Here is a 26,331-nt window from a genome sequence, read left to right on the forward strand (position 1 = left end):
TTCGGATCAGCCACCGCACACCATGAATGCGCCGGAACTGCGTTCGCCGATCGTCGGCAATCGCGTCGAACTCAACATCTTCACGACGCTGACCTGCAACCTGAAATGCTCCTACTGCTCGATCGCGGTCGGCGATGTCGTCGGCTCGCAGGGCAAGGCCGAGTACTCGCTCGACACGCTCGACGCCTTCGTCGCGACGTATCTCGCCGACAAGGAGATCTACGTGACCTTCTATGGCGGCGAGCCGACGCTGAACATCCCCTTCATCGTCGGGCTGATGGAGCGTCATCCGACCTGGCGTTACCAGCTGCAGACCAACGGCACGCTGTTGCACCGGCTGCCCGATGCGGTGCTGGCGAAGCTGTCGAACGTGCTGGTGTCGGTCGACGGCGCCGAGCATACGACCGACCACTATCGCGGCCGTGGCGTGTTTCGCAAGGTGACGGCCAACATCGAGAAGATCCGCCCGAAGCTCGGCGGCAAGCTGACCGCGCGGGTGACCTGGGGGCACGAGGACATCAGCTTCGACGAACTCGACAGCCTGCTGCCGACCTTCGACTATGTTTACTGGCAGTTCGCGCAGGCCGAGGGCTTCTACGATGCGGAGAACATGCGGCGCAAGAAAGCCGCGCTGACGCAGCTGATCGACAGGTTCTTCGCGACCGACGGGCTCTACCCCTTCATTCCGCTGATGGGCACGGTGCGCAACAAGGTGCTGCCGTCACGCGCGCGCGAAGCCTGCAGCGGGCACACGCAGTGCCGTTCATCGACGCACATCCTCAACATCCTGCCCGATGGGCGCATCTTCCCGTGCCCGGATCTCACGCATCTGCCGGAGCTGCAGAGCGGCGATCTGAACGGCAACTGGCTCAGGGCGAGCCCGCTGCAGCCTGCGCCGGAGATGCCGTGCGAGGGCTGCGAGGCGCTGTCGTTCTGCCGCCGCAACTGCATGAAGAACCTGTACGTCGGCTACGTGCTCGACGATGCGCCCTACCGCGAGCAGGTGGTCGAGCCGATCTGCGAGCTGGTGAAGTTCATGGGCGCCGAGATCGACCGGCGTGATCCGCACGCGTGGTACGCGCAGGCGACTATCCCGGTGCGGCGCGAGATCTCCGACTGTGAGATCTACGAGTACGTCGAAGTGATGCCTTGAGCGCGGGGCGGCGCCGTTCGGGTGCCGCTGCGTCCGGCCCGATGAGGTCGCGCCGTCAGGACTGAGGCGCGGCCTTTTTCTTGCCGCGTGTCGGGCGACTGGCGCTGGTCGCCACATCCTGCGCCGTTCTCGCGAGCCGCTGTGCGATCTCGCCGGCCTGGCCGGTCCAGAAGGACGGGTCCGCCTCACGCACGCGTTTCGCGGTGTTTTCCATGTGTTCCAGTGCCGCCGCGCGCGCCGCCGCGACGTCCTTGCGCGCGATCGCGTCGACGAGCTGCGCGTGTTCGCTGCGCGTGTGCTGCGCCAGGTCGTCGCGCTGCGCCTCGTTGGTCCGTGTGACGCGGATCGCTGCCTGGATGAACTGCGTCAGGAAGTTCAGCAGCGAGGTGTAGAGCGAGTTGCCGGTCGCCTGCGAGATTGCGGTGTGCAGCGCGAGGTCTTCGGCGACGCCGTCGCCGCCCGCCTGCGTTGCGTGGTCGATCGCCGCGAGCGCCTTGCGGATCTGCGCGAGCTGGGTGGCCGTGCGGCGTTCCGCGGCGAGCGCCGCCATCTCCGCCTCGATGCCGCGCCGCAGTTCGATGACGCGCAGCACTGCCGCGGCCGAGTCGCGCACGTCGACGTCGATGCGGAAGGGCGTCGCGAGGTTGGGTTCGAGCACGATCGTGCCACTGCCGCGGCGCGTCTCGACGAGGCCCTCCGACTTCAGCCGTGACACCGCTTCGCGGATCACCGTGCGGCTGACGCGAAAGCGTTCCGCGAGCACCGGTTCGGACGGCAGGTGGGAATGCGGCGGGAACTCGCCACCCTTGATGCGCTGTTCGAGGATCGTGCGCACCCGGTCCGCGAGCGTGCCGTCCACGGTCAGGGACTCGGGCCGGAAATTCGTGCTGTCGTTCATCGGCGTTCCTCGGTCGTCCGGACGCGCGGGTCGCAGCCGGCGGGCGATCGTTGTTGGTGGTGTTGACATCATACAACTCGCTCCGTACGCTTGCATCAAGTTGTCAGATGTAGAACATCATACAACTTGGCGATTCAGAAGTGCAGGTGCGGCCGTTCCGCACCGCGGACAATCACGAGGAGACCAGGATGCGGATGAAGGATTTGGTGGCGGTCGTCACCGGCGGTGGTTCGGGATTCGGCGAAGGGATCTGCCATGCGTATGCGGCGGAGGGCGCGAAGATCGTCGTCGCCGACATCAACGACGAGAATGGCGAGCGCGTTGCTGCGGCGCTGCGCGACGGCGGTGCCGAGGCGGTGTATTGCCGCGCCGACGTGAGCCGCTCGGGCGACATGAAGCTGCTCGTCGAGACCGCGGTGGGTCGTTTCGGGCGCCTCGACGTGATGGTGAACAACGCCGGTACGAGCCACGCAAACCAGCCGATGCTGAACATCAGCGAGGAGCAGTTCGACCGCATCTACGACGTCAACGTGAAGAGCATCTACCACTCGGCGATGCACTGCGTGCCGGTGTTCCGCAAGCAGGGCGGCGGGGTGTTCGTTAACGTCGCCTCGACCGCCGGCATCCGTCCGCGCCCCGGTCTGTGCTGGTACAGCGGCAGCAAGGGCGCGGTGATTGCGCTGACCAAGGCGATGGCGATCGAGCTGGCGCCGGACCGGATTCGCGTCAATGGCATCAACCCGGTGATGGGCGAGACCGCGCTGCTGACGACTTTCATGGGCAAGGAGGACACGCCGGAGAACCGCGAGAAGTTCATCGCGACGATCCCGCTCGGGCGCATGAGCCGGCCTTCAGACATCGCCAATGCGGCGCTCTTCCTCGCGGACCCGGCCTCGGAGCTGGTGACCGGGATCTGCGTCGAGGTCGATGGCGGACGCTGCATCTGAGGGAGGCGCGGACATGCTGGAGCTGAAGGAATACCGACTTTTCCGCAATCAATGCTACGTCGATGGCGTGTGGTGCGACGCCGATTCGGGGCGGCGTGACGCGGTGTTCAACCCCGCGACCGGCGAGGAACTCGGCACGGTGCCGACGATGGGCGTCGCCGAGACGCGCCGCGCGATCGACGCCGCGGCGCGCGCACTGCCAGCCTGGCGCGCGAAACCCGCGCACGAGCGTAGCGCGGTGCTGCGGCGCTGGTTCGAACTGGTGATGCGCCATCAGGAGGATCTCGCGCGCATCATGACCGCAGAGCAGGGCAAGCCGCTCAGCGAGGCGCGCGGCGAGATCGCCTACGCGGCGTCCTTCCTCGAATGGTTCGCCGAGGAAGGCAAGCGCGTGTATGGCGACACCATCCCGTCGAAGAGCGCCGACACGCGCCTCGTCGTCATCAAGGATCCGATCGGCGTGTGCGCGGCGATCACGCCGTGGAATTTCCCATCGGCGATGATCACCAAGAAGGCCGGCCCGGCGCTCGCGGCCGGCTGCACGATGGTGCTGAAACCCGCGCCGGACACGCCGTTCTCGGCGCTGGCGATGGTCGAGCTGGCGGTCGAGGCGGGGGTGCCGCCGGGTGTGTTGTCGGTCGTCACCGGCCCGGCTGCGGAGATCGGCGGCGAGCTGACGTCCAACCCGACGGTGAGGAAGCTCACCTTCACCGGCTCGACCGCGACCGGGCGGCTGCTGATGCGCCAGTGCGCCGACACGGTGAAGAAGCTGTCGCTGGAACTCGGCGGCAATGCGCCCTTCATCGTGTTCGACGACGCCGATCTCGACGCCGCGGTCACCGGGGCGATGCAGTCCAAGTTCCGCAACAATGGCCAGACCTGTGTGTGCGCGAACCGCATCCTCGTGCAGGACGGTGTCTATGACGCCTTCGCCGACAAATTCACGCGCGCGGTGATGGAGTTGCGGGTCGGCGACGGCTTTGCACCCGGCGTGCAGCAGGGGCCGCTGATCAACGACGCGGCGGTGAGGAAGGTCGAGCGGCATCTCGCCGATGCGGCGGCGAAGGGCGCGCGCGTGCTCACGGGCGGCAAGCGCCATGTGCTGGGCGGCACCTTCTTCGAGCCCACGGTACTCGCCGACGCGACGCCCGACATGTCGATCGCGAAGGAAGAGATCTTCGGCCCGGTTGCGCCGCTGTACCGCTTCCGCAGCGAGGACGAGGCGATCAGTCTCGCCAACGACACCGAGTACGGGCTGGCCGCGTACTTCTACGGCCGCGACATCGGCCGCATCTGGCGCGTTGCCGAGGCGCTCGAATACGGCCTCGTCGGCATCAACGCCGGCCTGATGGCGAACGAGGTCGCGCCCTTCGGCGGCGTCAAGCAGTCGGGCATCGGCCGCGAAGGCTCGAAATACGGGATCGAGGAATTCCTCGAAGTGAAATATTTGTGCATGGGCGGACTGTGACGCCCGCCGAGCAGGAGAGTGAATAGACCATGACCATCCATCGTATTGCAGTGATCGCCGGCGACGGCATCGGCAAGGAAGTGATGCCCGAAGGGCTGCGCGTCGTCGAGGCGGCCGCACGCAAGTTCGGCATCGCGCTCGCGTTCGACCACTTCGACTTCGCCAACTGCGACTACTACGCGAAGCACGGCAAGATGATGCCGGACGACTGGAAGGAGCGCATCGGCGGCCACGACGCGATCTTCTTCGGCGCGGTCGGCTGGCCGGCGACGGTGCCCGACCACGTGTCGGTGTGGGGCTCGCTGATCACGATGCGGCGCGAGTTCGACCAGTATGTGAACCTGCGCCCGGCGCGGCTGATGCCCGGTATTCCGTCGCCGCTCGCGAACCGCAAGCCGGGCGACATCGACTTCTACGTCGTGCGCGAGAACACCGAAGGCGAGTATTCGACCATCGGCGGGCGCATGTTCCCCGGCACCGAGCGCGAGTTCGCGGTGCAGGAAACGATCATGACGCGCACCGGCGTCGACCGCGTCGCGAAGTTCGCCTTCGAGCTTGCGGCGAGCCGGCCGAAGAAGCACCTGACCTCCGCGACCAAGTCGAACGGCATCTCGATCACGATGCCCTACTGGGACGAGCGCGTCGCCGAGATGGCGAAGAGCTTCCCCGATGTTCGTGTCGACAAGTACCACATCGACATCCTCACCGCGCACTTCGTGCAGCACCCGGACTGGTTCGACGTGGTTGTCGCGAGCAACCTGTTCGGCGACATTCTTTCGGACCTCGGCCCGGCCTGCACTGGCACGATCGGCATCGCGCCGTCGGCGAACCTGAATCCGGAACGCAAGTTTCCTAGCCTCTTCGAGCCGGTGCATGGTTCGGCGCCGGACATCGCCGGCAAAGGCATCGCCAACCCGATCGGCCAGATCTGGTCGGGCGCGCTGATGCTCGAATTTCTCGGCCACAAGGACGCGCACGACGCCATCCTCGGCGCAATCGAGCGCACGCTGGAGGCGGGGCCCGCGCACGCGCCGCTGACTGCCGACATGGGCGGCAAGGGCAATACCGTGGCGCTCGGCAAGGCGATCGCCGAGGCGGTGTAACACGCGAGTAAAACTGCGCCGGCCGGTGTGCGCCCGGTGCCGCCGGCCGCGCGGCATTTGACGGGAATCGGGTGCAGAATACAAAGCGCCAATGCGTCAGCGAAGCCCCGCGAGGCAGCGGGTTGCCGCAGACGGGATGAGACCGAGTCGTCGGAACCCGACATGAAGAGCGTACCGCGATGAATTCCGCAATCAACGCACCCGCCAGGCCGCTCGAGGACGCCCCCCGTGCGTCGACGAGCGACCTTGCTCGGGCCACGTGGCGGCGTTGGCTTGCGGCGGTATTGACGCTCCTGCTCGTCGCGTTGGCGCCGCAGGCGAGGGCTCAGGCAGGCGGCAGCGAGACGTATGCCGACCTCGTGCCGATCCTCGCGCAACACTGCATCGTGTGCCATTCCGGTGACGCCGCGCCCCGCGGTCTTCGGCTGGACAGCTTCGAATCGATGCTGAAAGGCAGCACCACGGGCCCGGTGTTGAAAGCCGGCGATCCGTCGGCGAGCGAACTGATTCGCCGTATCAAGGGCATCAGTCTGCCGCGCATGCCGATGACCGGGCCGCCGTTCTTGCCCGACAGCCAGATCGCGATGTTTGAGCGCTGGGTGGTGGCCGGTCTGCGCAAGGGCGATCCGGTTCGGGCGGAGGCGCCGGCCGTCGCCCCGCGGCCTGCGCCGGGCGAGTCGGTCACCTATCGCCATGTCGCGCCGATCCTTGCCACGCGTTGTGCCAAGTGCCACACGGACAAAGGCTTGATGGGGGCGGCTCCGGAAGGTTTTCGCCTGACCTCGTACGAAGCGACGCTATCGACTGCCGATCGCGTGCGCGTGGTGCCGGGAAATCCGGACGCAAGCGAGCTGGTCCGGCGCATCCGCGGCCAGGCGCGCCCGAGGATGCCCTTCGACGGCCCTCCCTACCTCACAAGCGACGAGATCCGGCTGATTGAAGACTGGATCGCCCAAGGGGCGCGCGACACCGCAGGCAGGGTTGCGGCCGTCCCGGCGGGGGCGAGCGTGCGCTTGCACGGGACTCTCGGGCAGGGATCGCAACTGGACGGACTCGATCTTGCGATCGGTCGGCGCACCCGCGTGGACAAGGCGCCGGCACCGGGCGACTACGTCGAGGTCCGGGGCAGACTGGATGAGGCTGGCAAGGTCGAGGTAGAGCGGCTCAGGCGCCGGTGAGTCGGGCGCCGCCGCGACCTAGACCGGTTGCTCAGCCGGCGCCGGACGGCCTTCCAGCAGCCTGACCAGCGTGTGCAGCACGCGATTGACCGGTGTCGCGATGCCGCGCGCCGCGCCCTTGCGCAACACATAGCCGTTGAGATGGTCGATCTCGCTGCGCTTGTGGCGTGCGAGGTCCTGTGCGGTCGATGAGAATTGGGTCGGCATCGTGCGTGCGATGCGCTGCACCGCGTCCCACGTGTCGCCGGGCACGCTCACGCCTTCGGCCTGCGCCACCGCCAGGCATTCCAGCACCGCGTCGCGCATCACGTCCTCGACGCCTTGCCCCTGCACCAGCAGGCCGTACGGCAGTTGCGTGATCGCGGACAGCGCGTTGTAGGCGCAGTTCAGGATCAGCTTGGCCCACAGCGCACCCATCACGTTGTCGGACACCTGCACCGGCACGCCGGCGTCGGCAAACAGCTTGACCAGGTTCGCGCTCGCCGCCGACGGCCCGATCACCAGTTCGCCGCGTCCGTGGTGCTTGACGTGGCCCGGGCCCGCCATTTCGGTCGCGACATAGACCACCGCCGGCGCGACTTCGCGACCGAGCAGCGCCTGCAGACGCTCGGCATTGTCGACGCCGTTCTGCAGGCTCAGCACCTGCGCGCCCGGCGCGAGATGCGGCGCCATGTCCGCGGCGGCGCTTTCGCTATCGGTCGACTTCACGCAGCACAGCACCAGCGCCGCGCCGCGCACGCCGCTGGCGTCGGTGCTCGCCTGCATCGGCACGTGCGCCTGGAACGTCTGCGTATCCAGATAAAGCCCATCGCGCCGCACTGCCTCCACGTGCGCCGGCCGCCCGATCAGGACGACTTCATGACCCGCGCGCGCCACCATCCCGCCGTAGTAGCAGCCGACCGCGCCGGCACCCATCACCGCAATTTTCATGTCGTTCGTTCCGGATGTGACTCAGCGAAATTCCCGGTCTTCGGGGTACGTGCCTGGCCGGACCATGTTGTCGTGCCAGGGACGAAGTGCATCATGTCGACAGCGCGCCGGCAAGGGCTCGCAGCAGTTGTGCCCCGTCGCCACGCCAGGCGCTGCCGTGCATGCAGGCCAACGTCGTCGGCTTCGTCGCGGCCAGTTTCTCGAGCAATTCGCGCGAATTCTGCGCGTGCGCGAAGTAATCCATCGCGTGGCGAAAGGCTTCGCTCGGCCCGAGAATGTCGGCCTCGGTCATGGCCGGAAGGTCGGCGCCGGGCTGTGTGAACAGGTCGCCGCACAGCAGGGTGGCGGTCAGGTCTTCCGTCAGAAAACCGCAATCCCACCCGTGTGGCAGATGCGGTGCGTCGAGCCAGCGCACGGCGTGCCGGCCCAGCGCGAGCCGCTCGCCATCGGCCAGCGCGCGCGGCGCCCGGTCGGCAAGGTCGCCGATGGACACCATCGCCGCCACGGTCCCGCAGACCGGCACGGACTGCGGCGCGGCGCCGAGCCATTCGTTGAGCGAGCCGCACTCGTCCGCTTCCACATGGGAGAACGCGATGTAGCGAAGCTTCTCGATCGGCAAAACGCTCGCCAGCGCCTCGCGCACGAGCGGAAACATCTTCCGCGGGCCGGTGTGGAAGAGCAGCGGCTCATCGTCCGCGATGAGGTACTGGTTGAACGAGAAGCCGCCCGCTCCGTCGATGGCGAGCGGCGTGTTGATGCGATAAATCCCGTCCGCAATCTCATGCACATTCGTTCCGGACTGGCTGTTCGTAATGCTCATAAGGCTCTCCTTGACGTGCGTGGGGCAGGAATGGCGTTCTGGAGTGGACAGCATTTCTTTATAGCCGCCGGCCGTGGGGCGAGCCCGAGGCGCAGCGAGCTCGAAGCAAAAAAAAGCCCGGGCGAACCGGGCAGGACCAACGCGACGGCTTCAGCCGCTTACCAGAACTTCCACCACCATTTCTTCTTCTGCATCGTCGTCTTGACCTCATCCGACCACTGCGCGTAGCCCTGCAGGTTTGTCGATTTGGCGAAATGCTGGCCGAAGCGCTTGTCGCTTTCGTTGATGTGTTTCGTCAGCCACACCTGCAGGAAGTGCAGCAGCTCGAAGCTGATCGCCGCCTGCCCGGTGTCGAGTTTGTCCTGCAGCGCCTTGACCTGGGAGATCAGGTCTTCGTGCTGCTGCTTGTGCAGTTCGAAGCCACCGTAGTGGGAGACGCGCATCAGGCTTTCTTCAAGCAGGAAGTGCGTGCGCGTGTATTCGGCGAGCTGGTCGAGGATTGCGCGGCTGGCCTGGCTGCCCTTGTGGTCGCGGATCGCGGCGTGGAGCTGGTTGAGCAGATCAACCAGGGTGCGGTGTTGTTCGTCGATCTCCTGGATACCGACGTTGAAGGTGTCGGACCATTCGAACAGGACTGCGCTCATGAAAACTCTCCCGGAGAATCAAGGAATTGTCGTGCGCTACGGAGGGGGGCCGTGCTGGCCGCAGGGCTGCTCCGGCGCATAGGCCAATTGATTATGCGCTGCAGGAGTCGAGTTGTCATGCGCGCGGCGTCGGGGGCACGCGGAGATCGGCCGACATCCCCGCGCCAATCACGGGGAGTCACCGAGCAGGAAGGCGATTGCCTCGCGCCACCAGGTGTCGTCGATGTGCTCGATCCAGTCGTTATGGTCAGCCGCCTTCACCACTGCGAGTCGTTTGGGGGCCGCCAGCCCGTCATAAAGCGCGGTGCCGAAACGGGCGGGAACGATGCTGTCCCGTTCGGCGACCATCACCAGAACAGGGCGGTCGAACGACGCCAGGTGGGTCGCGCTGTCGTAGCGGTCGTTCAGCAGCCATTGCACGGGCAGCCATGGATAGTGGAGCGTGGCAACGTTCGCGAGCCGATCCCATGGCGTGATCAGCAGCAGACCGGCCGTCGCGTCGCGTTGGCTCGCGCTGGCCGCAGCCACCACGCCGGCCCCGAGTGATTCGCCGATGAGCAGCATGGGCGCATCATAAAGGCGATGGGCGAGCGCGACGGTCTGTTCGGCGTCGGCGACCAGATTCTTTTCGCCGACCGCGCCGTCGCGCGGACCATAGCCCGGATACTCGGCAAGGATCACCCGCAGCCCCAGCCGTGTGAGCGCGGCGGCGTAGAATTCGCGGTGACCGGCATGCCCGGCGTTGCCGTGAAAGACGACGGCCGTGCCGCGCACGACGCCGGCCGGTTCCGCCACGAGACCGCGAAAGTCCTGTGGCGTCGGCCAGGCGCGAAGCCGCTCGGAAGCGATGTCTGCGACGGCGGCCTTGTCAGGGAAGTAGAGCCAACGGTCCTGGAGCATGACGATCCCGGTCAGCATGATCAGGCAGGTGATAGCGAGCCGCAGCATCATTTTGCCGAGTTTAGACCTTCAGTGAGCCGCATGCACCGTATGGTTCAGAGTCACACATCAGCTGTGCTTATCGTTGAACCGGGGCCGCTCAGGACGGCCCCGGCGCCTATGGCCCGGCCGCCGGGGCCGGACGAGGGGTTTCAGGTAATCCGCGCGATGCTCGCGGCGATCTCTTCGGGTTCGAACACGCGCTTCCAGTCGGGCTGCATCAGCTGCGCCTTGCCGTAGGTGATCGCCTTGTTGCAGGCGTCCGAGAAGGCGCCGGGCTGTTCTTCGAAGATCACGGCGCCGAGGATGTTCATGTGGCCGAGCAGGAAGTCGCGCGCGCATTCCTTGGGGATGCCGCCGCGGGTGATGACTTCGTCCATCGCCTCGCGCATGACGGCGAGCAGCGTGGCGCAGATGGTTTCCGACAGGCCCGGTTCGAGCAGCGCCATCTGTTCGACGGTGACGCGGTGGGCGCGGCCGACCGGGGCGTAGATGGTGCGGGCGATCTTCTCGCCGAGCTCGAAGGCTTCCGCGGGGCCCTGCATCAGCGCGCTGACGATGTGCTGCGTCGCCTTGACGCCACCGAAGTAGTCCTTCTTCGCGGCGAGATCGGTCTCGTCGTTGAAGATCGACGGATGGCAGGGATGGGTGACGAAGTAGGTGAGGTCGGGGCGCGCGGGCAGATGGCCGGCGAAGGGCGCGGCGGCGTCGAGCGCGATCACCATCGTGCCGCTTTCCATCATCGGGCTGAGGCCGGCGGCGATCTTGCCGATGAGGTTGTCGGGCACGGCGAGGATCACGACGTCGGCGCCGGGCACGGCTTCCTCGGCGGCCACGCAGGTGACGCCGAGTTCGGTGGCGAGCCGCTGGCGGCCGGCTTCGCCGACTTCGACGTGGCGCACCCTGAAGTCCGAGTTCTTGAGGTTGCTCGACAGGCGGAAACCCATCTTTCCGCCGGCGCCGATCAGCGCAATTGTGGTCATTTCATCCATCTCCATCATCGGTGTCGGGTGGCAGCCGTCCGGTGACGGGAAGGCTGTCATGTTGTTCTCTGAGAAACTGGTATAATGACATCCTAACGAGACCAGCAAGTCAAGGCCTGAGACGAAATTTGTGCGCTCGGGAGGCGCTTCGGGGGGCGTGCGAGGTGCGCAGGCGGGAAAACTGGCAGGGGGCGCCGAGTTTCGGGACAATCGCGACGGCGGCGCGGGCGCGGGCGTGGGGGTGGGCGTGGAGTCGGCGATGCGCGCGGCAAGGAAACGGCAGACTGCGAGGGCGCAGGTGCGTGACAACGATGGGGTGGGCTCGACGATGGGCGGTACGGGAAAAATAGTGAAGCGCAAGCTCTCGAACGAGGTCTTCGACCGGCTCTACGAGCTGATCCGCAGCGGCGATTACCCGCCGGGCGAATCGCTGCCGTCCGAACGCGAGCTGATGGAAAGCCTCGGCGTCGGACGGCCGGCGATCCGTGAGGCGATGCAGTCGCTGGAGCGCCAGGGGCTGATTTCGATCCAGCACGGACAGCGACCGAAGGTGCTGCAGCCGACCGCGTCGGGGCTGATCTCGCAGCTCGACCTGACGGCGCGCCACATGCTGATGCAGTCCCCCGAGTCGCTGGAGCACCTGAAGGAGGCGCGCACCTTCTTCGAGGTCGGCATGGCGCAGCGCGCGGCAGAGCTGGCCGATGCGGCGGATGTCGCGCGGCTCGCGGCGCTGCTGCAACGACAGCGCAGCGCCCTGAACGAGGATTGCGAGGCCTTCATCGCGGCCGATATGGCTTTTCACCGCGGCATCGCGGCGGTCACGCGCAATCCGATCTTCACCGCGACGAGCGAGGCGATGCTGGGCTGGCTGGCGCGCTTCCATTCGAAGGTGCTGCACTGGGAAGGCAACGAGCAGACGACCTTGACGGAGCACGAGGGGATCCTGCGCGCGATCGAGGCGCATGACCCGGCCGCCGCCGCGCAGCGCATGGCGGATCACCTGCGGCGCGCCCGCGCGCTGTACCAGTCCGCGGCGAAAGAAGCCGGCGCGCGTGCGGGGGAGTCTCTGCTGACCTGAGCGCCGTTCAGCGGCGTCCGTCGCGGATGTTGCCGAAGTAGGCTTCGCTGCCGATCTGGCCGCCTTTGAGCGCGATCTGCAGGCCGTCGAAGCGGGCTTCCTCGCTGTGCGCGGTGCACAGCGGCGAGCCCGGCGTTTCGGGCAGCGGCAGGCGCGTCGTCAGCGCGAATACGCCCAACTGCTGCAAGGCGTGGCTGGACGTGTCGCCGCCCGCAATCACGACGCGTTTCAGCGATTCGCGTTCGATCAGGCGTTTGAGGAGCCCGCCGAGCTGCTGACCGATGCGATGGCGGAAACTTTCATCGCAATCGGCCGCGTCAACGAGGTTCGAGTCCGGTCCGAGCGCGGTGTACAGCACGACGCTCTGCCCGCGCTTGAGCGCCGCGACGCCGTCGGCGAGGGCCGCGTCGAAGGTCTCGGGGCCATGGATCGTGCTCGCGAGGCGGCGCGCGTCGAGTGCGATCGCGGCGAAACCGTTGTGCTCGGCCCAGCGGATCTGGCGCGCGGTGACTTCGGAGCAACTGCCGGAGACGACCGCGATGCGCTCGACGGCACCGGGCGATGCGAACTCGGCGGAGCCGGGGATCATGCGCTCGGCGATCCATTGCTGGATCAGCGCGTATTCGACGCCGGACGAGCCGACGACGAAGCTGCCGCCGGGGCGGCGATGGCGCCACAGCTGGCGGCCGACGGCTTTCTGGATCGCGCGGTCGGGCACGTCGAAGAGCAGCACTTCATCCTTGCCGTCCATCAGGCGCGCGATCGCCGTGTCGGCATCGTCGGCGCCGAGCATCACGTAGTCGGCGAGCGCGATGCGCTTCGTCGTCTGCTTGCCGAGATGGAGGGTGAGGTCGGCGTCGTCCATCGGCGTGACCGGATGGCGGCTCATCACCGGGTGGCGGTCGAGGCGGTGCACGACGCCATTGACGGCGGCGAAGTGGTTGCCGAACACCGTGTAGCGGCGCATCTGCGGCACGCCGACGACGACCGGGGTGACTTTCTGTGCGAAAGCGGCGGCGCCGAGGTCGAGCGCGCGGCCGATGCTGCCGACCGTGGGCGCGCTGTCGAAGGTCGAGCACACCTTGTAATGGCACAGCGCGGCGCCGAGGCCCTTGAGCCACGCGAACGCCTCGGGCAGCTGCGCATCCATCCACGCCGGCGATTCGCTGCGGCTGGTGCCGGCGAGCCCGATCGCGCGGACGTCGGGGAAGCGCGCGCGCTGCGCGTCGTTCGGGCGCTTCACGAACAGCACGGTCGGCACGCCGTGCATCGCGAGCGATTCCATGACGTCGGTCGAGCCGGTGAGGTCGTCGCCGTAATAGGAAAGCAGCAGGTCGTCGTTCATCGCGGCGTCACTCATTTGCGGAAGGTGCGGATCGCCTGGGCGAGTTCGGGGTGGCGTTCGGCATGCACGTCGAGCGGCACGCCCAGCGCAGCCGCTTCCCACGCCTGGCGCAGGCTCGCGATGCCGCCGGCGACGCCGCCCGGGTGGGCGAAAATGCCGCCGCCACAGCAGTAGATGAGGTCCGTGTTGCCGAGCGCGGCGTAGGTGTCGGCGGCCTGTTCGGCGCTCTGCGCGGACGAGAACACCGGCATCACCGTGCAGCCGGGCTTGGGGGCGGCGAACATTGGCGTCTGGCATTCGCGCGCGGAGGCGATCACCGAATCGTCGGGCTCGCTGAACTTGTTGCGCAGGCCGTTCACGTGCAGATGATCGACACCGGCGAGTCGCCATAGCTTCTGGTAGGCGATATAGCTGATGCCGATGTGTGGCGAGCGGCTGAAGAGTCCCCAGCCGGCGCGGTGGCCGTGGATCGGCACTTCGCTGTGACTGCGCAGTGCGGCGACGCCCGGCAGGCCGACGGCGTTCAGGGTCGCCATCACGCAGCTGCCGCCGGCGGCGACGACGTAGTCGTGGTGGCGGCGCATCTCGTCGATCTCGCCGGTGATGTTGAAGGCGTACATCGCCTTCTTGCCGCTGCGCTCGGCGTGCTCGTTGATGACGCGCATCACCGCGTCGACGCGTTCAGTGAGCGGATTGTGCGGGCCGTTGGCCTGCAATTCGTCGTCCTTGATGAAGTCGATGCCGGCCTCGACGAGCTCACGCACCAGCCCCGCGGTCTGCGCGGGAGAGAGACCGACGCTGGGCTTGATGATGGTGCCGATCAGCGGGCCGCTGGCGACGCCGACCAGCTCGCGCGTGCCGCTGATGCCGAACTGCGGCCCGCGGTACGCGTCGGCGAAGGCCGGCGGCAGGGTCAGGTCGAGCAGGCGCAGGCCGGAGAACTCGCGCAGCTCGAAGAGGTTGCCGGCGACGGTCGCGAGCAGGTTCGGCAGCGAGGGGCCGAGGTTTGCGAGCGGCCACGACAGCACGACCTCGGCGCGGCGGAAACGGGCGGACCCGCGCATGTCGGCCGGCAGCGGGCGGATCGGCAGCGAGGGGTCGGCGACGTCATCGAGTTCGACGATGCTTTCGACACGCGCGCCATGCGCCGCGCGCAGCTCGTCGGTCTCGTTCGCAAGGCGCGTGAAGGTGCCCGACGACTGCTCGCCGGCCATCACTTCGGCCGCCATCGCGACCGGGAAGGGGGTTTCGATCCAGTACTTCGCGTAGATGCGCTCGGTCATGAAGAGGGTCTCCGTTACCACCGGGGCGGGTTAAGTGGTATAGATGTTAGGTCATCATACCAGTAAAGGGAAGCGGTCTTTTGCGCCTGCCCGTCTCGGCCGGTACGACTCGAGCGGGTGAAGAAATCGCGCGGAAACGAAAAGGGCCGGTATCTGAAAGGTCTGGAGAGCGGCGATACCGGCCCGGAGAGGAAGCGCTAGCGCGTCTTACAGGATGAAACGCGTATTGACGAAGTTCGACTTGTTGCCGAGCACGATGCTGTCGAGGAGCTTCTTCGACGCCGGGCTCTGCTTCGCCGCGACCATCGTGCGGATCGAGAACGAGCGCAGCGCGTCATGCACCGACAGCGTCCCCTCGGCCGAATCCTTGCGCCCGGCGAAGGGGAACACGTCGGGGCTGCGCTGGCATTGCGCGTTGAGGTTCACGCGGCACACCTGGTTCACCAGCGGATCGACGAGGTTCGCGATCTGGTCCGGATTGGTGCCGAAGATCGACACCTGCTGACCGTGATTCGAGGTGATCACGTACTCCAGCGCGGTCTCGATGTCCTCGAAGGGCGCGACCGGCACCACCGGGCCGAACTGCTCCTCGCGGTAGAGCTTCATGCCGTCCTTCACCGGGAACACCACCGCCGGGAAGAACAGCGTCTCGACCGAGGCGCCGCCGTTCTCGTTGAGCACCTTGGCACCCTTGGCGACGGCATCGCTGATGCATTCGTCCATGTAGGCGACCTTCGCCATCTCGGGTAGCGGCGTGAGCGTCACGCCCTTTTCCCACGGCATGCCGATCTTGAGTTTGCCGATCTCCTCGCAGAAACGGCGCAGGAACTGGTCGGCGATCGCCTGATGCACCAGGATCATCTTGATCGCGGTGCAGCGCTGGCCGTTGAAGGACAGCGACCCCGCGATGCACTCCTTGACGGTGAGTTCGATGTCGGCATCCGGCAGGATGATCGCCGCGTTCTTCGCCTCCAGCCCCAGCACCGCGCGCAGGCGGTTGGTCTTCGGGTGCGCCTTCTTCAACTGGTCGGCGACCTTGCTGGTGCCGATCAGCGCCAGCACGTTCACCTTGCCCGAACTCATGATGTGCGGCACGACCACGTGGCCCTGGCCATACACGATGTTGATCACGCCCGCCGGGAAGGCACTGCGGAACGCCTCCAGCATCGGGTAATACAGCAGCACGCCGAAGCGCGGCGGCTTGAACAGCACCACGTTGCCCATGATCAGCGCCGGGATCAGCGTGCAGAAGGTCTCGTTCATCGGGTAGTTGTACGGCCCCATGCACAACACGATCCCGAGCGGCGAGCGGCGGATCTGCGCGATCGTGCCGTCGACGATCTGGAAGCGCGAGTTCGCGTTGTCGAGGTTCTTCAACTCGGCGATGGTCGCCTTGATGTAGTCGATCGTGCGGTCGAACTCCTTCTCGGAGTCCGCGAGGCTCTTGCCGATCTCCCACATGATCAGGTTCACGATCTCGTGCCGGCGCGCGACGATCTGGTTGGTGAAGTTCTCGACGCAACTGATGCGATCGGCCACCGACATCGTCGGCCACTGGCCGCGACCGTTGTTGTAGGCGGCGCTGGCCGCGGCGATCGCCGCATCGGCTTCCACCGTGCCGGTGACCGGGAAGCTGCCGAGCTCGACGTGGGTGAGGCTGCCGTCGGCGCCGCGCAGCGCGACCGGCGAATGCACCGGGCGCGTCTCGCCCTTCCAGATGTGCATCTCGCCGTTGAGCAGGATCGCGCGCTGGTGCAGCGGCGCGAGCACGCGGCACTCGGCGGGGATGTCGGATTCGGTGGGGAACAGGGCGTGCAGCTGCTCCTGCATTTCGGGGTGCGTCATCTGTCCTGTCTCCTTCGTACTCGCATCAGCGGCGAGACCTCGTTCGAGTTGTCGAGTCTGTCATCGCATTGTATGATGACCATACAGCAAAGTACAAGCGTCGCGAAACGCATGGATTTGCGACGCATCCACACGTCCGCGATGAGCAATCGGGGAATGAAAGGACGGCCGGCGCGCAGCCGGATCGACCGATATCAGAGGAGATCGAGATGAGCAAAGTGAAGGCGGTTGGCGTGGTCGGACTGGGCGCGATGGGCATGGGGGTGGCGAAGTCCCTGCTGCGCGCCGGGCTCGACGTGCATGCCTGCGATGTGCGCGCCGAGGCGGTCGCAGCGGTAGTCGCGGCCGGCGGCCAGGGTGCGGCTTCGCCTGCGGCGATGGGCCCGGACGTCGATGCGGTGATCCTGCTGGTCGTCAATGCGGCGCAAACCGAGGCGGTGCTGTTCGGCGAGCAGGGCATTGCCCCGACGCTGAAACCCGGCTCGATCGTGATCGCCAGCGCGACGGTGTCGCCCGAATTCGCCGAGGCGCTCGGCGCGCGACTCGCCGACATGGGCCTGCATCTGATCGATGCGCCCGTCTCCGGCGGCGCGGCCAAGGCCGCGAGCGGCGAGATGTCGGTGATGGCCTCCGGTGATCCGGCCTTGTTCGAGCGCTGTGAGGCGGTGTTCAAGGCGATCTGCGCGCGCCTCTACCGCCTCGGTGACACGCCGGGGCAGGGTTCCAAGGTCAAGATGATCAACCAGTTGCTCGCCGGCGTGCATATCGCCGCCGCCGCCGAGGCGATGGCACTGGGGCTGCGCGCCGGTGTCGATCCGGACGCGCTGTATGAAGTCATCAGCAACAGCGCCGGCAGCTCGTGGATGTTCCAGAACCGTGTGCCGCATATCCTCGCCGGCGACTATACGCCGCTGTCCGCGGTCGATATCTTCGTCAAGGATCTCGGCATCGTGCTCGACTACTCGAAGAAGTCGGTGTTTCCGCTGCCGCTGTCAGCGACCGCGCACCAGATGTTCATGCAGGCTTCGGCCGCCGGTCACGGCCGCGAGGACGATTCGGCGGTGATCAAGATGTTCCCGGGCATCACGCTGCCCGCGCCCAAGACCGACGCCGCCCGCTGATCGAAGAGCAAGGAGAACGACATGGCAGTATTGCTTGGCTGCATCGCGGACGACTTCACCGGCGGCACCGACCTCGCCGGCATGCTGGTGAAGCACGGCATGCGCACCGTGCAGATGATCGGCGTGCCGACGGGGCCGGTGCCCGACGACATCGACGCGATCGTGATCGCGCTGAAATCGCGCACCAACCCGGTCGAGGAGGCGACGGCCGAATCGCTCGCGGCGCTGAAATGGCTGCAGGATCAGGGATGCCGGCAGTTCTACTTCAAGTACTGCTCGACCTTCGATTCGACGCCGCGCGGCAACATCGGCCCGGTCGCCGAGGCGCTGATGGAGGCGCTCGGCACCGACTTCACCATCGCGTGCCCGGCCTTTCCGGCGAACCAGCGCACGATCTACAAGGGCCATCTCTTCGTCGGCGACGTGCTCTTGAGCGATTCGGGCATGCGCAACCACCCGCTGACGCCGATGACGGACGCGAACCTCGTGCGCGTGCTGCAGCAGCAGGTGCGGAGCAAGGTCGGTCTCGTGGAATTCGCGACGGTTGCGCAGGGCGGGGCGGCGATCGCCGAGCGTTTCGCGGCGCTGCGCACTGAGGGTTGCCGCTTCGCGGTCGTCGACGCCCTCACCAACGCCGATCTGCTCGCGTTGGGTGAAGCCTGCGCGGACATGCCGCTGGTGACTGCAGGTTCGGGTGTCGCGCTGGGCCTGCCGCCGAATTTCCGCCGCGCCGGGCTGCTGGCGGGAGACCTAAATGAGGCGAGTGCCGCCGCGGCGACGCTGCCGGCAACCGGCGGACGCCGCGCGGTCGTCGCCGGCAGCTGCTCGGTGGCCACGCAAGCGCAGGTCGCGGCGATGAAGGCGGTGCAGCCGGCTTTCAACGTCGATCCGCGGGCGCTCGCGCGTGGCGAGGATGTCGTCGCGGCGGCGCTCGCCTGGGCGAGGCCGCTGCTGCCGGATGGTCCGGTGCTGGTGTATGCGACCTCGACGCCGGAGGAGGTCCGCGCCGTTCAAGCGGAGCTGGGTGTGGATGCGGCCGGCGCGCTGGTCGAGGACGCGCTTGCGGCGATCGCGCAGGGACTCGTCGCGGCGGGGGTCGGCCAGCTGATCGTCGCGGGCGGCGAGACTTCCGGCGCGGTCGTGAAGGCCTTGGGCGTCACGGGCCTGCGCATCGGGCCGGAGATCGATCCTGGCGTGCCCTGGACCGTCGCGCTGAGCGGCGCTAGCGGCGGGGACAATGCCCCGCCGCCGCTCGCGCTGGCGCTGAAATCCGGCAACTTCGGCACCACCGACTTCTTCCTCAAGGCCTGGGAGCATCTGACATGAGTGCCGCGGTCGCGACCGGACGCGACGAGCATCGGTTGCGCGAGGAAATCGTGCACTTCGGCCGCTCGCTCTTCAACCGCGGACTCACCGCGGGCAGCAGCGGCAACATCAGTGTGCGCCTCGACGACGGCTGGCTGCTGACGCCGACCAACGCCTGCCTCGGCGAGCTCGATCCGGCCGAACTCGCGAAGCTCGACTGGGACGGCCGCCACGTGTCCGGCGCGCAGCCGTCGAAGGAAGCCTTCCTGCATCGCTCGATGTACGAGGAGCGCGCGGGCGCCGGTGCGATCGTGCATCTGCACTCGACGCACTCCGCCGCGGTATCGTGCATGGGCGGGCTCGACTGCGAGGACTGCCTGCCGCCGCTCACCGCCTATTTCGTGATGAAGATCGGCAAGCTGCCGCTGATCCCGTATTACCGGCCCGGCGACCCGGCACTCGGCGACGCGATCCGCGGCCTCGCGCGCAAGCACTGCGCGGTGTTGCTCGCCAACCACGGTCCGGTGGTGTCGGGCACGACGCTCGACGCCGCGGTGTATGCGACCGAAGAACTGGAGGAGACCGCAAAACTCTTCCTGCTGCTGCGCGACCTGCCGACCCGCCCCCTCAACGACGCGCAGATCGACGAACTGGTCCGCGTGTTCAAGCTGCAACGCTGACGATCAAGGAAAAACCATGCCCAAGTTTGCTGCCAACCTGACGATGATGTTCAACGAGGTGCCCTTCCCGCAACGCCTCGCCGCCGCCGCGCGGGCAGGCTTCAAGGCGGTCGAGTTCCTCTTCCCCTACGAGCACCAGCCTGCCGAAGTGGCCGGCTGGCTGAAAGAAAACGGTCTCTTCAATGCGCTCTTCAACATGCCGCCGGGCGACTGGGCAGCGGGCGAGCGGGGTTTGGCGTCGCTCCCCGGGCGGGAGGAACAGTTCCGTGCCGGCGTCGCGACCGCGCTCGAGTACGCGAAGGCGCAAGGCACGCCCTGCCTGCACGCGATGGCGGGGCTGCTGCCGGCCGGTGCCGACCGCGCCACGCATCGCGCCGTGTATGTCGAGAACCTGCGCTACGCCGCCCGCGCGCTCGCGCCGCATGGCATCACGCTGCTGATCGAGCCGATCAACTTGCGCGACATGCCCGGCTACTTCCTGTCGACGCAGGCCGAGGCGCACGCGATCCGCGAGGAAGTCGGCGAGCCGAACCTGAAAGTACAGATGGACTTCTACCATGTGCAGATCATGGAAGGCGACATCGCGATGACGCTGAAGAAGCACTTCGACCACGTCGGCCACATCCAGATCGCGAGCGTGCCGGCGCGCAACGAGCCGGACGACGGCGAAGTGAATTACCGCTATCTGTTCCGTCTGCTCGACGAGCTCGGCTACGCCGGCTGGGTCGGTTGCGAGTACCGCCCGCGCGGGCGCACTGAGGACGGACTCGGCTGGCTGAAGACGCTCAACGCCTGACAGGGGATGGGGATTCCGGCGTCGCGCTGCGGCGGCGCCGGCTCAGCGCAGCACGATCAGCAGCGCCAGCGGCAGGACTGCGAGGGACGCGAGGTTGCCGGTGAACACGATCGACGCGCCCCCAGCGCGGGGATGAAGAGCTCCAGCGCAAGCTGGTTCGCGATCGCCATGTTCGGCTTGCGCAGGCGACCATAGAGGTAGCCGACCACGACGATCGACACCATCGGCGCGAGGATCGTCGCGATGCGCATCAGCATCGGCATTTCGGCCGACGCTGCCCCCGCCCCATTCACGTCGTTTCGCTACCGACCTGCGCGCCGGCGATGCGCCGCGCAGCCTTGCCTTCCTCGGTGCCCCAGAAGTCGGCGTCGGCGGACTTGATGCGGACGGCGGCCATTTCCATATGCAGGCGCGCGGCGGCGCGTGCCGCTTCGGCGTCGCCGCGGGCGATCGCATCGACCAGCGCGTCATGCTCGGCGCGCACCTGGGCCGTGTATTCGGTGCTGCGTGCTTCGTTGGCGCGGGTCACCGTCATCGCCCCGCGCAGGAACTGGCCGATGAAGTCCCACAGCGCAACGAAATGCGGGTTGTCGGTCGCGCGCGCGATTTCGCGGTGGAAGGCCATGTCGGCGTCGACGCCTTCCGCGCTCAGCGGTGCCACCTTGTCCAGCGCTTTCAGGCGCATGCGGATTTCGCCGAGCTGGTCGGCGCTGCGCCGTTCCGCGGCGAGCGCGGCCATTTCGGCTTCCAGCCCGCGCCGCAGTTCGGCGATCTGCAGCACCGAGCGCATCGATTCGACGACATTGGGGTCGATGCGAAACGGTGTGTCGAGACCGCGGTCACGCACGAAGACGCCGACCCCCTGGCGCGATTCCACCAGGCTTTCCGACTTCAGCCGCGACACCGCCTCGCGGATCACCGTGCGGCTGACGCCGAAGCGGTTGCCCATCTCGGTTTCGGTCGGCAGGCGTGATTTCGGGGGGAACTCGCCACCGCGGATCATCTGGGATAACGCTTCGGTGACGCGATCCGTCAGGCTGCCCTGGTTCGTCAGGGGTTCGATGTGGAACTCAGGTGTCGAGGCGGCCATGGTCTCGCTCCGGATGGTGTGGGGTGGTGCCCGATATTGTCATCATATTTTCTGATCGGGCCAAAAAAAGTTCTGAAGAAGTATTGTCATCATACAACCATATGAGCTAGAGTTCAAACACGATACAGCGAAGAGGGGCCGGGAGGCCTCCGGTATCAGCTGGCAACCGGGCGATCCGTCCGGACCCCACGAACAGGAGGAGATGATGGACGTATTGATCACCGGCGGTGCCGGTTTTCTCGGCACCCGGCTGGCGAAGGCCCTGCTGGCACGCGGCACGCTCGCCGGCCCGGACGGCCGCCAGCAGCCGATCAGCACATTGACCCTGCTGGACCTGGCAGCACCGGCAGCGATCGACGACCCGCGGGTGCGCGTCGTCACCGGCGACATCTCCGATCCGGCGGTGATCCGCAGCGCGCTGACGGCCGACACCGCTTCGGTGTTCCATCTGGCGGCGGTGGTCAGCGGCCAGGCGGAAGCGGATTTCGAGCTCGGCATGCGCATCAATTTCGACGCGACGCGGCTGATCCTCGATTGCGCCCGCGAACACGGCAAGCGTCCGCGGGTGGTGTTCACCAGCTCGGTCGCGGTGTTCGGCGGTCCGCTGCCGCAACAGGTGAAGGACAGCACGGTCGCGACCCCGCAGAGTTCCTACGGCGCGCAGAAGCTGATGGGCGAGATCCTCGTCACCGACTACAGCCGCAAGGGCTTCATCGACGGCCGCACGCTGCGCATGCCGACCATCTGCGTGCGCCCCGGCGTGCCGAACAAGGCCGCCTCCAGCTTCGCCAGCGGCATCATCCGCGAACCGCTCAACGACCAGCCCGCGGTGTGCCCGGTCGCGCCCGAAACGCCGATGTGGGTGATGTCGCCGCGCAAGGCGATCGAAGGCCTGATCCATGGTCACGAGATCGACGGCGAGCGCCTCGGCGCGACGCGCACGCTGAACATGCCGGGCCTCGCGACCACGGTGCGCGACATGGTCGGTGCGCTCGAAAAGGTCGCCGGTGCGAACGTCGTCGCCCGCATCCGCTGGGAACCCGATGCCGCGGTGATCCGCATCGTCAATTCGTGGCCCGGCAACTTCGACGCGGCGCGTGCCGCCGCGCTCGGCTTCGCCGCCGACCCGGATTTCGAAAGCATCGTCCGCGCCCACGTGCAGGACGAACTCGGGCGCTGAGGGGGCGCCCATCCCCGACTCCAACGCAATACCGGTTTCATCGAGCGTGATTACTACATAACCAGGAGACAAAGATGAAAATCTCGAAACTTGCGACTACCGTGCTGACCGCCCTTGGCCTGAGCCTGAGCCTGAGCGCCGGCGTGCACGCCGAGACCGTGCTGAAGCTGGGCTATACGCCGACCAAGGACTCGCACTACGCCGCCGGCGCCGATGCGTTCGCCGAGGAACTCGCCAAACGCACCAACGGGCGCTACAAGATCCAGCAGTTCCCCGCCAGTGCGCTCGGCGGCGAGCGCGAGATGATCGAAGCGGTGCAGCTCGGCACCCAGGACATCGTCCTGACCTCGACCGGTCCGGTCGGCAACTTCGTGCCGGAGGCGCGCATCGTCGACATCCCCTTCCTGTTCCGCGATTACGACCACGCCCACAAGGTGCTCGACGGCCAGATCGGCCAGGACCTGCTGAAGAAGTTTCCCGGCAAGGGCCTGATCGCGCTGGTGTGGATGGAAAACGGCTTCCGCCACATCACCAACAACAAGCGCCCGGTCAATACGCCGGACGACGTCAAGGGCCTGAAGCTGCGCACCATGGAGAACAAGGTGCACATGGAGGCCTTCAAGACCATGGGCGTACTGCCGACGCCGATGTCGATGGCCGAACTGTTCACCGCGTTGCAGCAGGGCACCGTCGACGGGCAGGAAAACCCGATCCCGGTGATCCTTTCGAACAAGCTCTATCAGGTGCAGAAGAACGTCAGCCTCACCGGCCACGTCTATTCGCCCGCGCTGCTGATCATCTCGCCGGGGGTCTGGAACAGCCTGAATGACGCCGACAAGAAGGCCTTCATGGAGGCCGCCAAGGTCGGGGTCGAAGCCAACCGCAAGCGCGTGACCGCCGACGAGGCGAGCGGCATCGCGACGATCAAGGCCGCCGGCGTCCAGGTGGTCGAGAAGGTCGACCATGCCCAGTTCGCGAAAGCGGTCCAGCCGGCCTACACGGTGTTCGCCAAGGAGTTCGGCGCCGACCGCATCAAGCAGATCCAGGACGTCCGCTAACCTCACCGGAGGAGGGAGGGGCTCCGCGCTCCTCCCGCAACGCTCATGATCAAGCAGCTACTCAAGTTCGAGAGCCATGTGACCGACGTGATGCTGTGGCTCGCCTGCACGTTTCTCGTCCTCGCGGCGTCCTTCGGCATCTATCAGGTCATCACCCGTTTCGTCTTTTCCGAGCCCTCCACCTGGTCCGAGGTCGGCACCCGCATGGCGCTGATCTGGATGGTGTTCCTCGGCACCGTCGCCGCTTTCCGCCATGGCGCGCTGGTCTCGGTCGATCTCGCCTACCGGATCAGCAAGGGCGCGTGGCGCAAGGCCCTGCACCTGATCATCACCACCGTGACGCTGATCTTTCTCGCCGTCATCCTGTGGTTCGGCATCGATATCACGTGGAAGGTGCGTTTCCAGGAACTCGCCGGACTGGAGATCTCGATCTCGTGGGCCTATCTCGCCCTGCCGGTAGGCGCGCTGTTCAGCATGCTCGCCGTCATCGCGCACTACTTCGACCCCGTGCACGAGGAACTCGAAACGGCGCTGTGACGCCGCCCGCGTCCCGCGTTGAGTTCCTCCGGAGGAAAACATGTCAGTAACGATGTTGTTCACGATGATTCTCGGCTTCGCGCTGAGCGTCTCGATCGCCGTGTCGATCGGTTTCGCGAGCGTCGCCGGCATCGCGCTGTTCTCCAGCGTGCCGATGCTCGTGATCCCGAAGGAAATCTTCGGTGCGATCGACAAGTACCCGCTCGCCGCGATTCCCTTCTTCATCCTCGCCGGCAACCTGATGGAAGTCGGCGGCATCTCGCGCCGGCTGGTCGAGTTCGCCAAGTCCATCGTCGGTGGCATGCAGGGCGGGCTCGCCTGCACCTGCGTGCTCACGTGCATGATCTTCGCGTCGGTGTCGGGCTCCAGCGTCGCGACCACCTTCGCGATCGGCGCGATCCTGATCCCGGCAATGATCAAGCACGGCTACCCGAAGCCCTTCGCGGCCTCGGTGCAGGCGACCGCCGCCGAGTTGGGCGTGATCATCCCGCCGTCGATCCCGATGATCCTGTACGGCGTGTCGGCGGAAGTCTCGATCGGCGAGCTGTTCATCGCCGGCATCGGTCCGGGCATTTTCATCGGCGTCGTGCTGATCATCTTCGTTGCCGTCTGGTCGCGCATCAAGGGCCACGGCAAGGACGACCACGTTGGTCGCAAGCCTTTCCGCGTCGCGCTGCGGGAAGCGGGACTCGCGCTGATGATGCCGGTGATCATCCTCGGCGGCATCTACGGCGGCGTGTTCACGCCGACCGAAGCCTCGGTGGTGGCGGTGTTCTACGCGTTCCTGGTCGGTGCGCTGATCTACCGCGAAATCACCGTCGATGACCTCGGCCGCATCCTGAAGAAATCGGTGATCTCGTCCGCGGTGATCATGTTCATCATCGCCAACGCGGGCCTCTTCAGCTTCCTGATCACCCGCGCCGGCGTGCCCGAGCAGATCGGCGAGTTCCTGCGCGAGATCCTGAAGAATCCGGCGATGTTCCTGCTCGGCGTCAACGTCGCGCTGTTCCTGATCGGCATGTTCATCGAGACCTCGGCCGCGATCATCGTGCTGGCCCCGATCCTCGCGCCAGTCGCGGCGAGTTTCGGCATCGACCCGGTGCATTTCGGCACGATCATGATCGTGAACCTCGCGCTCGGGATGATCACCCCGCCGTTCGGCGTCAATCTGTTCGCCGCCTGCACGGTCGCGAAGCTGTCGCTCGACAAGATGATCTCGTCGCTGCTGCCCTTCGTCGCGGTGATCCTCGCCTGCCTGATGGTGATCACCTACTTCCCGCCGCTGTCGCTGTTCCTGCGGGATCTGGCGTTCTGACGGTCCCCCGCGAGGGCGCCCCGATGAAGTCAAAAAGCCCGGCGATGCCGGGCTTTTTGTCGCGTGTGCCGGCCGGTGACGGAACGATCCGCGAGTCGCAGCGTGTGGGGGCGGCCGCAATGGCCTCGACAGGGTGAAGCCGGCGGACTACCTTGAAACGAACGCGGCGAGCTTGCCGTGGCCTTGCGGACAGGAGGACTCCATGCCGACTCGGGAGAGGCCATCGTCACCGACCGTTGTCGCGGTGCGAGCCGATCATGAAATCCTCACGCGACAAGGGCTGCCGTATTTCGTCGGAATTTCGGGCGAAACGGCCGGCAGTCGCGGCCTGTCGATGCACCTGGTCGTCATCCCGCCCGGTGGCGTGGCGGCCGCGCATCGGCATCGCGGCTACGAGACCGCGATCTACGTACTGGAAGGCCGGGTCGAAACGCGCTACGGCGCGGGCCTGCGCGAAAGCGTGATCACCACTGCGGGCGAGTTCCTTTTCATTCCCCCGGACGTTCCGCACCAGGCCTTCAACCTGAGCGACAGCGAACCCGCGCGCGCAATCGTCGCCCGCAACGACCCGGCCGAACAGGAAAATGTCGTGCCCTACGATCCGGCGGAAGACCGCAACCACGACTGAAGCGCTG

The 26,331-nt window shown here is 66.7% G+C and carries 26 protein-coding genes; 15 read left to right on the top strand and 11 right to left on the bottom strand.

Features of this window, described 5'->3' with window-relative positions; all coding sequences use genetic code 11:
- Positions 1-22: 22 nt before the first annotated feature.
- Positions 23-1,153, top strand: a complete 1,131-nt coding sequence (locus GPA25_RS02460; RefSeq protein WP_169258768.1) for a radical SAM/SPASM domain-containing protein — start codon at positions 23-25, stop codon at positions 1,151-1,153.
- Positions 1,154-1,208: 55 nt separating this feature from the next.
- Here the strand turns inward: GPA25_RS02460 and GPA25_RS02465 are convergent, their stop codons facing one another.
- Positions 1,209-2,051 (bottom strand): FadR/GntR family transcriptional regulator, encoded by an 843-nt coding sequence (locus tag GPA25_RS02465; protein ID WP_169258769.1) that lies wholly within the window; start codon positions 2,049-2,051, stop codon positions 1,209-1,211.
- A 188-nt stretch (positions 2,052-2,239) separates the two neighbouring features.
- Between GPA25_RS02465 and GPA25_RS02470 the strand changes: the two genes are divergently transcribed.
- The 4 genes from GPA25_RS02470 (at position 2,240) to GPA25_RS02485 (ending at position 6,747) form a co-directional block, all read left to right on the top strand.
- Positions 2,240-2,998 carry an SDR family oxidoreductase gene (locus tag GPA25_RS02470; protein WP_169258770.1) on the top strand — a complete coding sequence of 253 codons (759 nt, stop codon included), beginning with the start codon at positions 2,240-2,242 and terminating at the stop codon, positions 2,996-2,998.
- A 13-nt stretch (positions 2,999-3,011) separates the two neighbouring features.
- Positions 3,012-4,466, top strand: a complete 1,455-nt coding sequence (gene gabD, locus GPA25_RS02475) for an NADP-dependent succinate-semialdehyde dehydrogenase (RefSeq protein WP_169258771.1) — start codon at positions 3,012-3,014, stop codon at positions 4,464-4,466.
- 29 nt (positions 4,467-4,495) lie between these two features.
- Entirely contained in the window at positions 4,496-5,569 is a 1,074-nt protein-coding gene (locus tag GPA25_RS02480) for a tartrate dehydrogenase (RefSeq protein WP_169258772.1), read from the top strand.
- Positions 5,570-5,748: 179 nt separating this feature from the next.
- Positions 5,749-6,747 carry a c-type cytochrome domain-containing protein gene (locus tag GPA25_RS02485; protein WP_169258773.1) on the top strand — a complete coding sequence of 333 codons (999 nt, stop codon included), beginning with the start codon at positions 5,749-5,751 and terminating at the stop codon, positions 6,745-6,747.
- Between the two features lie 18 nt (positions 6,748-6,765).
- Here GPA25_RS02485 and GPA25_RS02490 read toward each other — a convergent pair whose 3' ends face one another.
- The 5 genes from GPA25_RS02490 to GPA25_RS02510 all read right to left on the bottom strand — a co-directional run bounded on the left by GPA25_RS02490 (position 6,766) and on the right by GPA25_RS02510 (position 11,123).
- Complete coding sequence (locus tag GPA25_RS02490) at positions 6,766-7,677, bottom strand: ketopantoate reductase family protein (protein ID WP_169258774.1); 912 nt, start codon at positions 7,675-7,677, stop codon at positions 6,766-6,768.
- A 91-nt stretch (positions 7,678-7,768) separates the two neighbouring features.
- Positions 7,769-8,497: an oxygen-binding di-iron domain-containing protein gene (locus tag GPA25_RS02495; RefSeq protein ID WP_169258775.1), complete on the bottom strand. Its 729-nt coding sequence runs from the start codon at positions 8,495-8,497 to the stop codon at positions 7,769-7,771.
- Between the two features lie 158 nt (positions 8,498-8,655).
- Positions 8,656-9,141 (bottom strand): bacteriohemerythrin, encoded by a 486-nt coding sequence (locus GPA25_RS02500; RefSeq protein ID WP_169258776.1) that lies wholly within the window; start codon positions 9,139-9,141, stop codon positions 8,656-8,658.
- Positions 9,142-9,309: 168 nt separating this feature from the next.
- Positions 9,310-10,092 (bottom strand): alpha/beta hydrolase, encoded by a 783-nt coding sequence (locus tag GPA25_RS02505; protein WP_211162912.1) that lies wholly within the window; start codon positions 10,090-10,092, stop codon positions 9,310-9,312.
- Positions 10,093-10,232: 140 nt separating this feature from the next.
- Positions 10,233-11,123, bottom strand: coding sequence for a phosphogluconate dehydrogenase C-terminal domain-containing protein (locus tag GPA25_RS02510; protein ID WP_281357676.1), 891 nt, complete (start codon positions 11,121-11,123; stop codon positions 10,233-10,235).
- Between the two features lie 97 nt (positions 11,124-11,220).
- On the opposite strand from GPA25_RS02510, the gene GPA25_RS02515 reads away from it, so the two are divergent.
- The gene (locus tag GPA25_RS02515; protein ID WP_211162913.1) at positions 11,221-12,141 is read left to right on the top strand and encodes a transcriptional regulator NanR; all 921 of its coding nucleotides are present in this window, start codon (positions 11,221-11,223) and stop codon (positions 12,139-12,141) included.
- Positions 12,142-12,148: 7 nt separating this feature from the next.
- On the opposite strand, the gene GPA25_RS02520 is transcribed toward GPA25_RS02515, so the two are convergent.
- The 3 genes from GPA25_RS02520 to GPA25_RS02530 form a co-directional block, all read right to left on the bottom strand.
- The gene (locus GPA25_RS02520; protein WP_169258777.1) at positions 12,149-13,486 is read right to left on the bottom strand and encodes a four-carbon acid sugar kinase family protein; all 1,338 of its coding nucleotides are present in this window, start codon (positions 13,484-13,486) and stop codon (positions 12,149-12,151) included.
- Between the two features lie 11 nt (positions 13,487-13,497).
- Complete coding sequence (locus tag GPA25_RS02525) at positions 13,498-14,769, bottom strand: ribulose-bisphosphate carboxylase large subunit family protein (protein WP_169258778.1); 1,272 nt, start codon at positions 14,767-14,769, stop codon at positions 13,498-13,500.
- A gap of 207 nt (positions 14,770-14,976) precedes the next feature.
- The gene (locus tag GPA25_RS02530) at positions 14,977-16,614 is read right to left on the bottom strand and encodes an NADP-dependent glyceraldehyde-3-phosphate dehydrogenase (RefSeq protein WP_169258779.1); all 1,638 of its coding nucleotides are present in this window, start codon (positions 16,612-16,614) and stop codon (positions 14,977-14,979) included.
- Between the two features lie 209 nt (positions 16,615-16,823).
- Between GPA25_RS02530 and ltnD the strand changes: the two genes are divergently transcribed.
- Genes ltnD through otnI form a run of 4 tightly spaced genes read left to right on the top strand, consistent with a single transcriptional unit; the run spans position 16,824 to position 20,516 of the window.
- Positions 16,824-17,735 (top strand): L-threonate dehydrogenase, encoded by a 912-nt coding sequence (gene ltnD, locus GPA25_RS02535; RefSeq protein WP_169258780.1) that lies wholly within the window; start codon positions 16,824-16,826, stop codon positions 17,733-17,735.
- A gap of 21 nt (positions 17,736-17,756) precedes the next feature.
- Positions 17,757-19,061: a 3-oxo-tetronate kinase gene (gene otnK / locus GPA25_RS02540; RefSeq protein WP_169258781.1), complete on the top strand. Its 1,305-nt coding sequence runs from the start codon at positions 17,757-17,759 to the stop codon at positions 19,059-19,061.
- A complete protein-coding gene (otnC, locus tag GPA25_RS02545) occupies positions 19,058-19,720 on the top strand; it encodes a 3-oxo-tetronate 4-phosphate decarboxylase (RefSeq protein ID WP_169258782.1) in 663 nt (220 codons plus the stop codon). The genes otnK and otnC overlap by 4 nt, the downstream gene beginning before the upstream one ends.
- A 16-nt stretch (positions 19,721-19,736) precedes the next feature.
- Positions 19,737-20,516 (top strand): 2-oxo-tetronate isomerase, encoded by a 780-nt coding sequence (gene otnI, locus GPA25_RS02550; protein ID WP_169258783.1) that lies wholly within the window; start codon positions 19,737-19,739, stop codon positions 20,514-20,516.
- A gap of 56 nt (positions 20,517-20,572) precedes the next feature.
- Here otnI and GPA25_RS02555 read toward each other — a convergent pair whose 3' ends face one another.
- Positions 20,573-20,773, bottom strand: a complete 201-nt coding sequence (locus tag GPA25_RS02555; RefSeq protein WP_169258784.1) for a hypothetical protein — start codon at positions 20,771-20,773, stop codon at positions 20,573-20,575.
- Between the two features lie 32 nt (positions 20,774-20,805).
- A complete protein-coding gene (locus GPA25_RS02560) occupies positions 20,806-21,606 on the bottom strand; it encodes a FadR/GntR family transcriptional regulator (protein ID WP_169258785.1) in 801 nt (266 codons plus the stop codon).
- Between the two features lie 205 nt (positions 21,607-21,811).
- On the opposite strand from GPA25_RS02560, the gene denD reads away from it, so the two are divergent.
- From denD to GPA25_RS02585, 5 genes are all read left to right on the top strand, one after another.
- The gene (gene denD, locus GPA25_RS02565) at positions 21,812-22,786 is read left to right on the top strand and encodes a D-erythronate dehydrogenase (protein WP_169258915.1); all 975 of its coding nucleotides are present in this window, start codon (positions 21,812-21,814) and stop codon (positions 22,784-22,786) included.
- 74 nt (positions 22,787-22,860) lie between these two features.
- The gene (locus GPA25_RS02570; protein WP_169258786.1) at positions 22,861-23,844 is read left to right on the top strand and encodes a TRAP transporter substrate-binding protein; all 984 of its coding nucleotides are present in this window, start codon (positions 22,861-22,863) and stop codon (positions 23,842-23,844) included.
- A gap of 45 nt (positions 23,845-23,889) precedes the next feature.
- Entirely contained in the window at positions 23,890-24,381 is a 492-nt protein-coding gene (locus tag GPA25_RS02575) for a TRAP transporter small permease (protein WP_169258787.1), read from the top strand.
- 40 nt (positions 24,382-24,421) lie between these two features.
- Positions 24,422-25,696, top strand: coding sequence for a TRAP transporter large permease (locus GPA25_RS02580; RefSeq protein ID WP_169258788.1), 1,275 nt, complete (start codon positions 24,422-24,424; stop codon positions 25,694-25,696).
- Positions 25,697-25,898: 202 nt separating this feature from the next.
- Positions 25,899-26,324, top strand: coding sequence for a cupin domain-containing protein (locus GPA25_RS02585; RefSeq protein WP_169258789.1), 426 nt, complete (start codon positions 25,899-25,901; stop codon positions 26,322-26,324).
- Positions 26,325-26,331: the final 7 nt, after the last annotated feature.

Origin of the sequence: Aromatoleum diolicum (assembly GCF_012910955.1) — a bacterium.
Classification (GTDB): domain Bacteria; phylum Pseudomonadota; class Gammaproteobacteria; order Burkholderiales; family Rhodocyclaceae; genus Aromatoleum; species Aromatoleum diolicum.

Coding starts and splice junctions, on each gene's coding strand:
- GPA25_RS02480 (WP_169258772.1), top strand. CDS start 4,496: ATGACCATCCATCGTATTGCAGTGATCGCCGGCGACGGCATCGGCAAG.
- GPA25_RS02500 (WP_169258776.1), bottom strand. CDS start 9,141: ATGAGCGCAGTCCTGTTCGAATGGTCCGACACCTTCAACGTCGGTATC.
- GPA25_RS02505 (WP_211162912.1), bottom strand. CDS start 10,092: ATGATGCTGCGGCTCGCTATCACCTGCCTGATCATGCTGACCGGGATC.
- gabD (WP_169258771.1), top strand. CDS start 3,012: ATGCTGGAGCTGAAGGAATACCGACTTTTCCGCAATCAATGCTACGTC.
- otnI (WP_169258783.1), top strand. CDS start 19,737: ATGCCCAAGTTTGCTGCCAACCTGACGATGATGTTCAACGAGGTGCCC.
- GPA25_RS02530 (WP_169258779.1), bottom strand. CDS start 16,614: ATGACGCACCCCGAAATGCAGGAGCAGCTGCACGCCCTGTTCCCCACC.
- GPA25_RS02570 (WP_169258786.1), top strand. CDS start 22,861: ATGAAAATCTCGAAACTTGCGACTACCGTGCTGACCGCCCTTGGCCTG.
- GPA25_RS02580 (WP_169258788.1), top strand. CDS start 24,422: ATGTCAGTAACGATGTTGTTCACGATGATTCTCGGCTTCGCGCTGAGC.
- otnC (WP_169258782.1), top strand. CDS start 19,058: ATGAGTGCCGCGGTCGCGACCGGACGCGACGAGCATCGGTTGCGCGAG.
- GPA25_RS02520 (WP_169258777.1), bottom strand. CDS start 13,486: ATGAACGACGACCTGCTGCTTTCCTATTACGGCGACGACCTCACCGGC.
- GPA25_RS02490 (WP_169258774.1), bottom strand. CDS start 7,677: ATGAAAATTGCGGTGATGGGTGCCGGCGCGGTCGGCTGCTACTACGGC.
- GPA25_RS02585 (WP_169258789.1), top strand. CDS start 25,899: ATGCCGACTCGGGAGAGGCCATCGTCACCGACCGTTGTCGCGGTGCGA.
- GPA25_RS02510 (WP_281357676.1), bottom strand. CDS start 11,123: ATGACAGCCTTCCCGTCACCGGACGGCTGCCACCCGACACCGATGATG.
- GPA25_RS02470 (WP_169258770.1), top strand. CDS start 2,240: ATGCGGATGAAGGATTTGGTGGCGGTCGTCACCGGCGGTGGTTCGGGA.
- denD (WP_169258915.1), top strand. CDS start 21,812: ATGGACGTATTGATCACCGGCGGTGCCGGTTTTCTCGGCACCCGGCTG.
- GPA25_RS02460 (WP_169258768.1), top strand. CDS start 23: ATGAATGCGCCGGAACTGCGTTCGCCGATCGTCGGCAATCGCGTCGAA.
- otnK (WP_169258781.1), top strand. CDS start 17,757: ATGGCAGTATTGCTTGGCTGCATCGCGGACGACTTCACCGGCGGCACC.
- GPA25_RS02575 (WP_169258787.1), top strand. CDS start 23,890: ATGATCAAGCAGCTACTCAAGTTCGAGAGCCATGTGACCGACGTGATG.
- GPA25_RS02555 (WP_169258784.1), bottom strand. CDS start 20,773: ATGCTGATGCGCATCGCGACGATCCTCGCGCCGATGGTGTCGATCGTC.
- GPA25_RS02560 (WP_169258785.1), bottom strand. CDS start 21,606: ATGGCCGCCTCGACACCTGAGTTCCACATCGAACCCCTGACGAACCAG.
- GPA25_RS02525 (WP_169258778.1), bottom strand. CDS start 14,769: ATGACCGAGCGCATCTACGCGAAGTACTGGATCGAAACCCCCTTCCCG.
- GPA25_RS02495 (WP_169258775.1), bottom strand. CDS start 8,497: ATGAGCATTACGAACAGCCAGTCCGGAACGAATGTGCATGAGATTGCG.
- GPA25_RS02485 (WP_169258773.1), top strand. CDS start 5,749: ATGAATTCCGCAATCAACGCACCCGCCAGGCCGCTCGAGGACGCCCCC.
- GPA25_RS02465 (WP_169258769.1), bottom strand. CDS start 2,051: ATGAACGACAGCACGAATTTCCGGCCCGAGTCCCTGACCGTGGACGGC.
- ltnD (WP_169258780.1), top strand. CDS start 16,824: ATGAGCAAAGTGAAGGCGGTTGGCGTGGTCGGACTGGGCGCGATGGGC.